The following is a 12,251-nucleotide window of genomic DNA, read 5'->3' on the forward strand; positions in this document are numbered from 1 at the left end:
AAATATCCGTTTTCATGAAGAAACAGATATTTTGGATGACAGAGGCGAAAATCATGTTACAACAGTTCAATGCACAACTGGAAAAAAGAATGCCGATTATCACGCCGGTCAGCGTGATCCTTGGCGTATTATTCGCCCATTCTTTGCATTCCTTTGCTTTTTTAGTTCCGTGGCTTTTTGCGTTTATGACATTTGCCGGCAGCTTAAGTTCGAATTTTCGATCGTTTAAAGAAGCCATTCTGCACCCGCTGCCCATTTTTTTAACTTTGGCCATCCTCCATATTCTAATGCCGCTTGGAGCGTGGGCTTTTGGCCATCTTGCTTTTCACGGAGATCTTTACACCATCACGGGGCTCACTTTGGCTATGGCCATTCCAACCGGCATCACAAGCTTTATATGGGTTTCCATTTATAAAGGAAATATTCCTCTTACTCTTTCGGTGATTTTGATCGACACGTTTCTCTCGCCGTTTATCGTTCCTTATACGGTTTCCTTCTTCATCGGAGCCAAAGTGGAAATGAACACGATGGATATTATGAGTGGATTGATCGGAATGATCGTCATTCCGTCGCTGATCGGCATGCTGGCCAACCAAATTTCAAAAGGAAAAGCCAAGGAAGTGCTCGCCCCTCGCTTGGCCCCGTTTTCGAAAATCTTTTTAGGAATCGTCGTCTTAATCAACAGCTCAGTGATTGCTCCGTATTTGCGCCATATCGATTGGAAACTGGTCGAAATTGCGGCGGCTGTATTTTTGATCGCTTTTAGCGGCTACTACCTGTCCTTTATTATCGGCCGGATATTCAAACAGAAAAAAGACACAGTGGTCGCGATCACATTCCTTGGAGGCATGCGCAACATCAGCGCAGGTGCGGTCGTCGCAGTTTCTTACTTCCCGGCCAAAGCCGCCGTTCCCGTTGTGATCGGCATGCTCTTCCAGCAAATCCTCGCCTCCACATACGGACACATCGTGGACCACTATTATCAGAAACAGGCTAAGGCTTTGGAAAAGAGGGTGTCTTAGTAGTACAAACGCCGTTACGGAACCGTACCACAACTAATCGAGTAGGAGGGAGCGATTAACTCCCGTCCTCTCACACCACCGTACGTACGGTTCCGTATACGGCGGTTCAATTAAGATAATTGACGCAAGTCTTTATAACTTCCGTGAATAGCTGTTCTCTTTATGCCAGTGGTCACTCCACCCTCCAAGAGGTCTCCCACGGGATTCACCGCTTCCTCCCTCAAGTGAGGTACTACGTTTTCTGTGTTCATCATGACTCACTGAATACCAAGGGCTATTCTCTCTTAATTGTTCGGTCCTTCTTAGTTGTTCTAGACCAACTAATACTATGACCTCTGCTGACTTCTGACGGTTCAGCTACTTATCACTAAGTAGGTTATGAAGAGTACTTCACATATCCGCCAGACCTCCCCGGGTAAGTACATGCACTTTCACACCATCTATCCGCCTCATTTACTCGATATGACCTTCGACAGAAAGAGCTTTGTTTTGTTATGCAAACTCACTCCATCATACCTAGCCTTATATGAGGTTCGTGTTCCTCGGACCGGTGTTTTGCCTCCAGCTTCCTTCAGATTCCGCGTCACCACGGACACCCTTTCGTTGAGCTAACCTCTACTTCTGTCTTCGGGGTTCGGGACTTACAACCTATAGTTCATGTACATGCCGGGCGCACATAGTAAAAGGAGAGCAGATCATCTGCTCTCCTCAGACTGTCGGCAAATCCGGTTTTTTCGGATTTGTCGACAGTCTGAGACCCCTTAGAGGGGTCTAGTCCCAACCTTTAAAGTATAAAAATGTCAAAAGGCATCCGAATACACACATTCGGATGCCTTTTGTCTACACTCTGACTCTAGGATGAATTGTCCTAGAGTTTCTTTTAAAATAGCATTCCATTTAATGCTTTTTTGCTTAACCTTTTATAGATAAATCTCTAGATTAAATCTAACAAATCGTAGAGATTGACCGTAACCAATACTTATTTTTCAAAAAAATATCCTTACTAATTCTTAAATTCATTAAAGTATAAACTAGTAAAACCAGGTAAGGATTGATTATCTAACTTCTCTTCCCCCATCATAATTTCCACTACAGCTTTTGTAAATGGATCAAGACTTTTCATGATATTATTAGTTTTCTCAAATGCTTCTTTTTCATATGATCTTTCACAATAAGGTTTTAGACTTTCTCTCTCAAAAATCTCCTTAGACAATTTTCCAACTTTTAATTGCCAAACATGAATTAACTCATGAACCAAAATACAATGAACCATTATCTTAGATACTTTTTCAAAAATCTCTTCTAATTCTATTATAACTTCAAAAGTAGTTGATAACAACTCAGCTATTTTTCTCGTTGAGAAAAATACAGATTTTATGTCATTGAGACTATATACCTTTCCTAAAGTAGCAAAGGAGGTTAACTTATTACATATACTATACGGTGTTTGAACATTTTGTATATCTAAATCCTTTTTTATCTTAGCTTCAAAAGAATAATATTCTTCGGAACCAATATATTTCTTTAAATCTTTTTCCGTCGACTTTACAAGATATTCTTTAATATTACCTGTACTTACCATATAACACACAAATTATCACCATACCGTTGTAAATTATATCAAAAACAAGAAAGAGACCCCAGCAAAACTAGAGTCCCTTTCATGTAATCTAAAATTAACGAAGAAGTTGCAATACTCCTTGTGGTTGTTGGTTTGCTTGAGCCAACATAGCTTGCGCAGCTTGAGCAAGAATAGAAGCTTTCGTTTGTTCCATCATTTCTTTTGCCATATCTACATCACGGATACGAGATTCAGCTGCAGTTAAGTTTTCAGAAGATGTACTTAAATTATTGATTGTATGTTCTAAACGATTTTGATAAGAACCTAATTTAGATCGTTCAGACGACACTTTCTTAATAGCCTCATCAATAACTTTTACAGCATCTGTAGCTTTTGCAGCACTTGATACGTCTAAAGCATACTCTGTCCCAGCTGTTACATCTTTAGTAATTTGGTTGTCTTCTCCAGAAGTAAATACTGCATTTCCAGCACCTGCATCAGCATCTCCGCCAGGTGATGTACTAGCAATTCCTAAAGCTACCGCGCGCATATCGTTAATTGAAAGCACAATTTGTTGATCATTGTTTGCTCCGACTTGGAATGTCAAGCTCCCGTTTGTACCATTAGAACCTTGAGCTAGCTGTGTTGTAACTGGATTTATACCCCTCTTAAACTTAATCTGTCCATCACCAGCTTGCCCATCGTAAGCTCCACCAACACGAGCTGTGATAGTAATTCCTTCGTTACCATCTGAAATAAAATTAAACTCACTGATTGAAAGGCTTGGATCAATGCCACGCATTTTTTCAAATGCAGCTTTTAGCCGATCGCCTAATTCATTTGGATCAGAACTGTTAGTTGCAATCGTAATAGTTCTCGTAGATGCGTCTACACCATCAGCACTACCGTCGTCATTATTATTCGTTGTATTATCATATACAATAGTATAATCAGTTCCACCGATTGTTAAAACTGTATTGCCTGTAGCTCCAGTAGTGATACCAGATAAATCAAATTTAACACTTTCTTGAACTGCTCCAGATCTACCTGCCCCCCTTGCATCACCATTAATTAATTTCTTAGTGTTAAATTCAGTATTATTTCCAATTCTGTTGATTTCTTCAGTCAACTGGTTAATTTCTTTTTGAATTTCAGAACGATCGTCTGATGTGTTCGTATCGTTTGCAGCTTGAACGGCCAATTCACGCATACGTTGAAGAATAGAATGCGTTTCATTCAACGCACCTTCAGCGGTTTGAATTAAAGAGATACCGTCTTGAGCGTTACGGGACGCTTGGTCTAATCCGCGAATTTGAGCACGCATTTTTTCAGAGATAGCCAGACCAGCTGCGTCGTCTCCAGCACGGTTAATGCGAAGACCGGAAGATAACTTTTCCATGGATTTGCTTTGTGCATTAGAGGCGACATTTAATCGATTTAACGTGTTTAACGCTGCGATATTGTGGTTGATAATCATGTTCTTTTCCTCCTTGAATTTTTGTTTTAGTTCACATCCTTGTGAACGTGAGGATAATAGGTCGGCCGCCCTATTTCCTCGTTCATTTTTTATATCGGTGAGTCCGGAAATTGTTTAATAGTTTTAAAAAAATTTTTTCGTCTTTATGCTAAAATGAGCTAAATTGGCTAAAAGGAGGGTTCTTTATGGATATTGCCGCACTATCGGTTGGATTGCATCAAATCCAGCTGCAGCAAAACATCGAAATTGCGCTAACGAAAAAAGCGATGGATACGGCGCAAATTCAAAGCCAAGAAATGATCAACATGATTCAGCAATCATCGGTTCCCGCTCCCCATCCGACAGCCGGTCATAAGATTGATGTAAGGATTTAACTTAAAAAATCCGACAGCCGAGCTGCCGGATTTTTTAATATCATCTTTTCTGTATCTTCTATGCCCATCAGTTGATATTTCCTTTCCATTTGTGATATTTTTACATAAAATTAAGGACGATTTTTTCATAAAAATGCTTGATTCCGTTTTTCATTCTCAGGTGGAGAGGGTTTTTATATGGAAGAAAACAGACACGGCAGTCCGGCAGCAGGGCAAGCGGCTTCGTCGAAAAGACGCTGGTGGATTTTGGCGACGGTGTCGGTCGGGACGTTTATGGCCACATTGGATGGCAGCATTGCCAATGTGGCGCTGCCATCGATCGCCCGCGACACTCATACGTCCATGGGAGATGTGCAATGGGTGTTAAACGCCTATCTGCTGACGATTTGCGCCCTTTTGCCCGTTGTGGGGAAAATTTCCGACATGGTGGGACGTACGCGGATTTATAATTACGGGTTTTTGATCTTTACGCTGGGGTCGTTATGGTGCGGACTTTCTCATTCGCTATCCGGATTGATACTGGCCCGAATCGTTCAAGCGATAGGTGCGGCCTGTATGATGGCGAACAACCAAGCGATTGTATCGGTGACATTCGCAAGCGGCGGCCGCGGCCGGGCAATGGGGATTACAGGAGCGATGGTGTCGATCGGATCGCTGACAGGCCCGGGGATCGGCGGGATTTTAATCGGCCATTTTGGCTGGCCGGCGATCTTTTTCGTAAACATTCCCATTGGGATCATCGGCTTCATTGCCGGCTGGTTTATTTTGCCTCGTTCGCAAAGAAACAGCCATCAAGAGCCTTTCGATTATACGGGCTCGGTTTTGTTTATGATCGGAATGGTCGCCTTCTTATACACGGCCTCTAAAGGCGAAGAATGGGGCTGGGGGTCCAACAGAACGCTTTCGCTCGGGCTTTTGGCAATCATTTTCTTGATTGCGTTTTTCATTTGGGAACGAAAAACGCGCTTTCCGATGCTGGACTTTTCCTTGTACCGGATTCGCGCGTTCCGTATCGGCAATATCACGGCGTTATTGTCGTTTGTTGCCCTTTTCTGCTCAAACGTGATGATGCCGTTTTACTTGCAAAACATTCTCGGATTCTCTCCGGAAAAAACCGGTTATGCGATGATGGTGTACCCGATGGTGATGGCGGTTGTCGCACCGTTTGCGGGCTGGCTTTCCGATAAAATCGGGTCGTCTTATTTAACTACCGGAGGATTGCTTCTGAATGCGATTGGGTTCGCACTGTTGAATACGTTGTCGATGAAAGAAAGCATGTGGATCGTGGCTTTGCACTTAGCGATTTTCGGACTTGGCCACGGTTTCTTCCAGTCGCCGAACAATTCCAGCGTGATGGGTGCCGTTCCGCGTCCGCAGCTGGGAACGGCGGGAGGGCTGAATGCGCTTGTCCGCAATGTCGGAATGGTTTTAGGCGTTTCGTTCTCCGTCACTTTGCTGACGTTCCGCATGAATCAGCTGAGCGGCCATTCAGGGCAAGTTTCCGCTCACGAAAGCGACCCTGCTTTGATGATGCAAGCACTTCATACCGTCTTCTGGGCGGCGTTTGCGATTTGCTTAGTTGGCGTCATCCTTTCCTCTTTGCGCCTGAAAGCTTCTGATTAAAACCGTCCTACTCCGACATTCACACACGTTTGTCGGAGAAGTTTTTTATAGGCTGGATTTTTGCCGTCGACTGTGAATAAAGAAAGATAGGGGCAACGTCTAAAATGGAAAAATGGCCGACCGGTACATTCTCATTCCCGTTCTAATACCGGAGCGAGACGACCGATTTGCTGACGGTGATATGCTCCAACGGGTACCCCCTGCTCCGCAAATAGTATTCTACGCCGTTTTTGGCAATATCGATATTATTTTTAGGGCCGATGGTGACATGCCTCACCGGCAGCTTTTCTTTCAATTCAATCGAAATATAAGGAATAATGATGCCGTTTGCCGAACGAAATAAAACTTTGCCGTCGCCGGTATTTGCTTTTCTTCTGCGCGTAAAGGCAATGCGGTATTCTTCTTCGTTTTTGAAAGCTTCATGTTTGAAAAAAATCGAACAGGATGTAATGATTTCCGTAAAATAAGCCGGCAGTTTGGCAACCATTTCATCATCGTCGAACTGCCCGCGGTGCTGCAGGAGGAATTCAAACGATCGGATCAATGAATGAAGGAGAGTCTGTTCTTGCTTTTCTTTTTCGTACAGGACATTTCCGTAGACAACGCTGAATTCTTGTCCCATGTTTTCCGAAAGGCGGTTGATTTCCGTCAACAATTTATCGTAAGAAAAGCCGATATTGTAGCCGTCTCCCCCCGAGTAGTTGTACCAAAGGGTTAACGAATCTTGATTGGGGGTCAAAGACAAAACGTACACTTCCAAATGATCCAAATGAATCTCATGCAAAAATTTAGAAAGAGCCCATCTCATTTTTCCCACAAATCGATTCCGGCATTTCAAAAGTTCCACGTCATTTCCGTACTTTTGGTTGATGCGTTGTTCAAATAATTCAAGCACATGGCGGGCAATATGATGAATGTAGACCAACTCGCCCGAATCGTTTAAAAAATTTCCTTTGGACATCCAGATGCTTCTGTTGTCGATCATTCCCATGAAACTATCCAAATTGGTGTAGTGGTAGAGAATATCATGGGGACTTTCCGTTTGCCCTATGGCACTTCCCATGTACTTCCAAAACAGCGATTGCAGCTGCTGCATAAATGAGTCTTGCTCTGCCATCCCATCACTCCCCGATCATATTCACGATGTCCATGCTTCATTTATTTCAACCACTTCTTCTCTTCTTTTTCCCAAAATCCCGAAAGACAAACCTACCCTCGAATGACGCGGTGACTTCAACATATATCCATCCGTTAAAGAGAAAAAGCCGAATTCCCTTTCCGCTTGAAAAAGAATCCGGCCTTACGTTTTTTACTATTCTTATGATGGATTGTCCGTACTTATCCCTTTTTTCTTTCCGTTCATTTTTTAGCCATTACCAAATGATGAAAATCGCCAAAAATCCATTTTTCCAATGGAATATAACGAGTTCCATTAGCCTAAGCGTAACAGAATTTCATGTGGATCTTTCCTCATTCGCCAAAATCCGATACACTTTTCATAAATGCAGTGGACGCAAAGAAAGAAGGAGGAAACAAGTTCATGATTTTCATTTTATATGCAAGCCTTATTCTTTTTATCGGAGTTCTGATCTTTTTGGACCGCGTTGCCGTTAAAACATACCGCTCCGCCCGGCCGAAAGTCGAACATATTCAAGGGACGATCAAACGTATGCAAGAGCAAACCGATCTTATCAAAACGGAAGCCATCAAACTTTCTGAATATCAGCGTCAAATGCTGGAAAAGATCGAAGACACCAGGAATTCATTGGAAACGGCCGCAACAGCGGCGAAGCAAACACCGGAAATGGTGAAAGAATTCTTTAGCGCTCTCTACACTCAAAGAAAAAAGAATTAAGCTGACCAAATTCATCTTATACAATTGATGATCTCTCTGCTTTTCGGATGTCGATCCACGCGGCATCCTTTTTTAAATAAAATAATTTTTTATTAAATTTTTCTTTTTTTATTTTTCAAGCGCTTTCATTAATGCTTCCATCTTGACTTCGACATCGTACGACATTATACTCAAAAAGTAGCAATATTGAGATTTCTGAAAATTCAACTATTTTTTAATAGGAGGACATCATGAGTACACTATTTCGAAAAAAATCGATCGATGAGATGCTTATGCAGAGCCGGAAGAAAGAGTTGAAGCGATCGCTTGGATTGCTGGACTTGATCTTTCTTGGCGTCGGTTGTGTAATTGGGACAGGCATTTTTGTAGTAACGGGAGTTGTGGCAGCTCAAAGCGCAGGTCCCGCTATTATCCTTTCCTTTATCCTTGCCGGAATCGCCTGCGCGTTGGCTGCCTTTTGCTATGCCGAATTTTCATCGGCTGTGCCGATTTCCGGAAGTGTTTATACGTACACATATGCGACACTTGGCGAAATTTTCGCCTTTTTGATCGGCTGGGACTTAATGTTGGAGTACGTGCTGGCCATTTCAGCAGTTGCAACAGGCTGGTCGGCTTATTTTCAATCGCTTATTGAGGGATTTGGTATAAAAATACCCGCCATTCTTTCTTCAGCTCCCGGTTCCGGACATGGCGGAGCAGTAAATTTACCGGCAATTCTGATTATTTTGTTAATTACAGCTTTAGTCAGTAAAGGAGTAAAAGAAAGCACTCGTTTCAACAATATTATGGTGCTTGTGAAGCTTGCCGTGATCCTCGCTTTTATCGTTGCGGGCGCTGGCTATGTAAAGCCGGATAATTGGACACCGTTTATGCCATTCGGTTTTAGCGGAGTCGTCACGAGTGCAGCGACGGTTTTCTTTGCTTATATCGGTTTTGATGTGATTGCCACTGCTTCCGAGGAAGTGAAACGTCCGCAGCGGGATATGCCTATTGGAATTATCGCTTCCTTAGCCATTTGTACGATCTTATATATTGGTGTTTCTCTTGTTCTAACGGGAATGATCCCTTATACAAAACTGAATGTCGCCGACCCGGTCGCCTTTGCTCTTAAATTTGTCGGTCAAGACCGGTTGGCCGGGATTATATCTGTAGGCGCCGTTGCCGGAATCACTACTGTTCTGCTCGCTTTGATTTACGCACAAGTCCGACTTTCTTATGCGATGAGCCGTGACGGTCTGCTTCCAAAAGTGCTTGGCCGTGTTCACCCAACTTACAAAACGCCGTTTGTCAACACTTGGATCACAGGAATTATCGCTGCCTTTATTGCAGGATTCGTGGATTTAACTACTCTTGCCCATCTTGTCAATATGGGAACACTTGCCGCTTTTTCGTTAATTTCGATTTCGATTATCGTATTACGGAAAAAATATCCTGACTTAAAACCTTCATTCAGCGTTCCGTTTGTTCCTGTGCTTCCGGCTATCAGTGCTCTGATCTGTATTTACTTGTCACTTAGCTTGCCAAAAGTCACTTGGATTTCTTTTCTCATTTGGCTGGCGTTCGGAACGCTCGTTTACTTTATCTACGCCAGAAAGCATAGCCATTTATCCAGCCCTCGACAATAATGAAGTTTGTGTTCTGTTGCACAAATGCTTATCCTTGCACGACAGATTCTTCTTATCCAGAAGACTGTGTGGCTCTTTCCTTGTTTCCGTCTTCAAAGCGAGTAAAACTCTCCTTTGAAGACTTGGAACTTTTTCAAAGAAAATAGAAGACATTTTATCGAAACAGCTGAGACTCGCTTCCGGAAAAGAATGGCCCCTTCAAACTTTCATGCAATGTATGGGAAAAACGGTCCGTTTTTTCTATACTGTAAAGTTTGGAGAGGCTATTTTTTTACATTGAACCAGATAGTCCTTAAGAAAAAGCGAATACGAAAGATAACACATATTGTAAGCGCTTTAATAATGATAAATGATTGTTTTTCTTCATTTTTTTCCCTTTACATTCTCACTCTTCCAGGATTAAGATATGAACATTCTAAAAATAATAAAGTTAATCCAAGCATCTTTTATCGCTTAATTCATGATGATGAAGCGGGGGAAACCAATCGCGGCCTTATAGGCTGCATGGGGTGAATCCTAATATTTAGGAGGGGTGACTCTTTCCACCCTAATCCGTCAGCTAACCTCGTAGGCGTTTGAAAAGAGGAGATGTCTCTTTGCCTATGCTCTTTAGTGCCGCAGAGTCATTTTCCCCTCTGCGGTTTTTGTTTGCGCAAAATGAAATCTCCACTTTCACCAATATTTTGAAGCAAGAGGTGCAGAACCATTATGTATACGACATTAAAACGATTGCTGATAGGAAAGCCACTGAAAACCAATGCCCTTAGCGAGCATAAATTAAGCAAAAGGAAAGCGCTGGCCATTTTATCATCCGATGCTTTATCTTCCGTTGCATACGGTCCCGAACAAGTGCTGATCGTCTTAGCTACTGTCGGAGCAGCGGCTTACTGGTACTCCATTCCAATCGCAGTAGGGATTTTGATACTGCTCATAGCGCTCATCCTCTCCTATCGGCAAATTATTTACGCCTACCCTCACGGCGGTGGAGCGTATATCGTATCTCGAAACAACTTGGGCGAAACAACTGGTCTCGTCGCCGGCGGATCGCTCTTGGTCGACTATATTTTAACCGTTGCCGTCAGCATTTCCGCAGGGACGGACGCCATCACTTCGGCATTTCCTTCCCTGCACGCCCACAGCGTTCTGATTTCTATTCTTCTTGTGCTCTTTATTACTATTTTAAATTTGCGTGGGCTGTCTGAGTCGGCAACCGTGTTGTCCTATCCGGTCTATTTGTTCGTATTGGCCTTGCTTGTATTAATTGCGGTCGGAATTCAGAAAGTCGCCACCGGCCAAATCCCGGCTACTGCCCATGAACCGATGGGACATTGGGTGGATGGCGTCAGCATGTTTTTATTGTTAAAAGCTTTTACATCCGGATGTTCTGCGTTGACAGGCGTCGAAGCCGTTTCGAACGCGATTCCGAATTTTAAAGATCCCGCCGAAAAAAATGCGGCCCGCACGCTCATGATGATGGGCGTTTTGCTTGGAATTTTGTTTTCCGGCATTACCTTTTTAGCTTATTGGTACGGAATCAGTCCGAAAGCGGACGAAACCGTCGTCTCTCAAATTGCGGATGAAACATTCGGCCGAACGCCATTATATTATTTCGTACAAGGAACTACCGCCTTAATTCTCGTGTTGGCAGCGAATACCGGTTTTTCTGCTTTTCCTCTTCTCGCGGTCAACTTGGCGACAGATAAATATTTGCCGCGTATGTTTACCATTCGTGGCGACCGACTTGGATATTCAAACGGCATTTTGTTTTTAAGCATTGCTTCCATGATTCTGATTATCGCGTTTAAAGGAAAAACGGAAAACTTAATTCCTTTATATGCGGTTGGCGTTTTCATTCCTTTCACCCTCTCTCAAACCGGGATGATTGTGAAATGGATTCGGGAAAAACCAAAAGGATGGCAATGGAAGCTTGTGACTAACTTTGTCGGAGCGTTTATAACCTTTACGGTCGTTCTGACGTTGTTCATTACAAAATTTACTCATGTTTGGGCTGTTTTCGTCTTTTTGCCTGTAATCATTACCATGTTTTATAAAATTAAGCATCATTATATCAACGTGGGAGAACAATTGCGGATCAACCCTGATGAACAAACTCCGCCTATTGCGGGCAATGTCGTCATCGTTCCGGTCGCCGGAATCACGAAAGTAGTGGAAAACTCATTAAAATATGCCCAATCGATCGGCGATTATGTCATTGCTGTCTATGTGGCGTTCGACCGCGAAAGCGAAGAAGCCATGCAAGAAAAATGGAAAGAATGGCAGCCTGATGTGCGGCTTTTAACCTTTGTGTCTCAATATCGAAGTTTGGTTCATCCGATAGGAAGGCTCGTTGATTTTATCGAAGACAAAGCAGAAGATCACAATTATCAAGTAACCGTTTTGATACCGCAGTTTTTGCCGCGCAAAAGATGGCACCATATTTTGCATAACCAGTCGAGTTTGCTGCTTAGAGCCTATTTGCTTCGTACAAAAAACGTTGTCGTCTCCACTGTTCCTTACCATTTCAAGAAATAGCCAAAAGCCCCTAACCTTCGAAAGGGGCTTTTTCTTTTTGGAATCAAACTACAGCTTCCACCTGACTCCATTCTTCTAGCTATCATTTATGAAGCAAAAAAACCATCTATAGATGGCTACACATTGAAATTGCATGATCATATGATTTTATTTTTCGATTTTTTCAAAAAAAATACTAGATA

Annotated in this window: 8 protein-coding genes, 2 pseudogenes and 1 riboswitch; of the genes and pseudogenes, 6 read left to right on the plus strand and 4 right to left on the minus strand. The window is 42.8% G+C overall.

Annotation, left to right across the window (positions count from 1 at the left end):
- Positions 1-53: 53 nt before the first annotated feature.
- Complete coding sequence (locus tag N1I87_RS15065) at positions 54-1,022, plus strand: bile acid:sodium symporter family protein (protein WP_341102671.1); 969 nt, start codon at positions 54-56, stop codon at positions 1,020-1,022.
- A gap of 1,003 nt (positions 1,023-2,025) precedes the next feature.
- Here the strand turns inward: N1I87_RS15065 and N1I87_RS15070 are convergent.
- The 3 genes and pseudogenes from N1I87_RS15070 to N1I87_RS18115 form a co-directional block, all read right to left on the minus strand.
- On the minus strand, positions 2,026-2,613 hold the full coding sequence (locus N1I87_RS15070; RefSeq protein ID WP_341102674.1) for a hypothetical protein: 588 nt from the start codon (positions 2,611-2,613) through the stop codon (positions 2,026-2,028).
- Positions 2,614-2,698: 85 nt separating this feature from the next.
- Positions 2,699-2,959: pseudogene (locus N1I87_RS18110) on the minus strand (flagellin); the annotation flags it as partial.
- 747 nt (positions 2,960-3,706) lie between these two features.
- Positions 3,707-4,060, minus strand: a pseudogene (locus N1I87_RS18115) (flagellin N-terminal helical domain-containing protein); the annotation flags it as partial.
- Between the two features lie 185 nt (positions 4,061-4,245).
- On the opposite strand from N1I87_RS18115, the gene N1I87_RS15080 reads away from it, so the two are divergent.
- Both N1I87_RS15080 and N1I87_RS15085 read left to right on the plus strand, forming a co-directional pair.
- Positions 4,246-4,434 carry a YjfB family protein gene (locus N1I87_RS15080; protein ID WP_341102679.1) on the plus strand — a complete coding sequence of 63 codons (189 nt, stop codon included), beginning with the start codon at positions 4,246-4,248 and terminating at the stop codon, positions 4,432-4,434.
- Between the two features lie 177 nt (positions 4,435-4,611).
- Positions 4,612-6,057 (plus strand): MFS transporter, encoded by a 1,446-nt coding sequence (locus tag N1I87_RS15085; protein ID WP_341102682.1) that lies wholly within the window; start codon positions 4,612-4,614, stop codon positions 6,055-6,057.
- Between the two features lie 142 nt (positions 6,058-6,199).
- Here the strand turns inward: N1I87_RS15085 and N1I87_RS15090 are convergent, their stop codons facing one another.
- On the minus strand, positions 6,200-7,174 hold the full coding sequence (locus N1I87_RS15090) for a DUF2971 domain-containing protein (RefSeq protein WP_341102684.1): 975 nt from the start codon (positions 7,172-7,174) through the stop codon (positions 6,200-6,202).
- Positions 7,175-7,597: 423 nt separating this feature from the next.
- Here N1I87_RS15090 and N1I87_RS15095 point away from each other — a divergent pair, with 423 nt between their 5' ends.
- The 3 genes from N1I87_RS15095 (at position 7,598) to N1I87_RS15105 (ending at position 12,069) form a co-directional block, all read left to right on the plus strand.
- Positions 7,598-7,912: a DUF948 domain-containing protein gene (locus N1I87_RS15095; protein ID WP_341096260.1), complete on the plus strand. Its 315-nt coding sequence runs from the start codon at positions 7,598-7,600 to the stop codon at positions 7,910-7,912.
- 230 nt (positions 7,913-8,142) lie between these two features.
- A complete protein-coding gene (locus N1I87_RS15100) occupies positions 8,143-9,537 on the plus strand; it encodes an amino acid permease (protein WP_270583686.1) in 1,395 nt (464 codons plus the stop codon).
- Between the two features lie 440 nt (positions 9,538-9,977).
- Positions 9,978-10,127: riboswitch (cyclic di-AMP (ydaO/yuaA leader) on the plus strand.
- 118 nt (positions 10,128-10,245) lie between these two features.
- The gene (locus N1I87_RS15105) at positions 10,246-12,069 is read left to right on the plus strand and encodes an APC family permease (protein ID WP_327804827.1); all 1,824 of its coding nucleotides are present in this window, start codon (positions 10,246-10,248) and stop codon (positions 12,067-12,069) included.
- The last annotated feature ends 182 nt before the right edge of the window (positions 12,070-12,251 follow it).

It is taken from the genome of Bacillus sp. FSL W8-0102 (genome assembly GCF_038007225.1).
Taxonomy (GTDB): Bacteria; Bacillota; Bacilli; order Bacillales; family DSM-4216; genus Bacillus_O; species Bacillus_O smithii.

Coding starts and splice junctions, on each gene's coding strand:
- N1I87_RS15065 (WP_341102671.1), top strand. CDS start 54: ATGTTACAACAGTTCAATGCACAACTGGAAAAAAGAATGCCGATTATC.
- N1I87_RS15080 (WP_341102679.1), top strand. CDS start 4,246: ATGGATATTGCCGCACTATCGGTTGGATTGCATCAAATCCAGCTGCAG.
- N1I87_RS15085 (WP_341102682.1), top strand. CDS start 4,612: ATGGAAGAAAACAGACACGGCAGTCCGGCAGCAGGGCAAGCGGCTTCG.
- N1I87_RS15090 (WP_341102684.1), bottom strand. CDS start 7,174: ATGGCAGAGCAAGACTCATTTATGCAGCAGCTGCAATCGCTGTTTTGG.
- N1I87_RS15095 (WP_341096260.1), top strand. CDS start 7,598: ATGATTTTCATTTTATATGCAAGCCTTATTCTTTTTATCGGAGTTCTG.
- N1I87_RS15100 (WP_270583686.1), top strand. CDS start 8,143: ATGAGTACACTATTTCGAAAAAAATCGATCGATGAGATGCTTATGCAG.
- N1I87_RS15105 (WP_327804827.1), top strand. CDS start 10,246: ATGTATACGACATTAAAACGATTGCTGATAGGAAAGCCACTGAAAACC.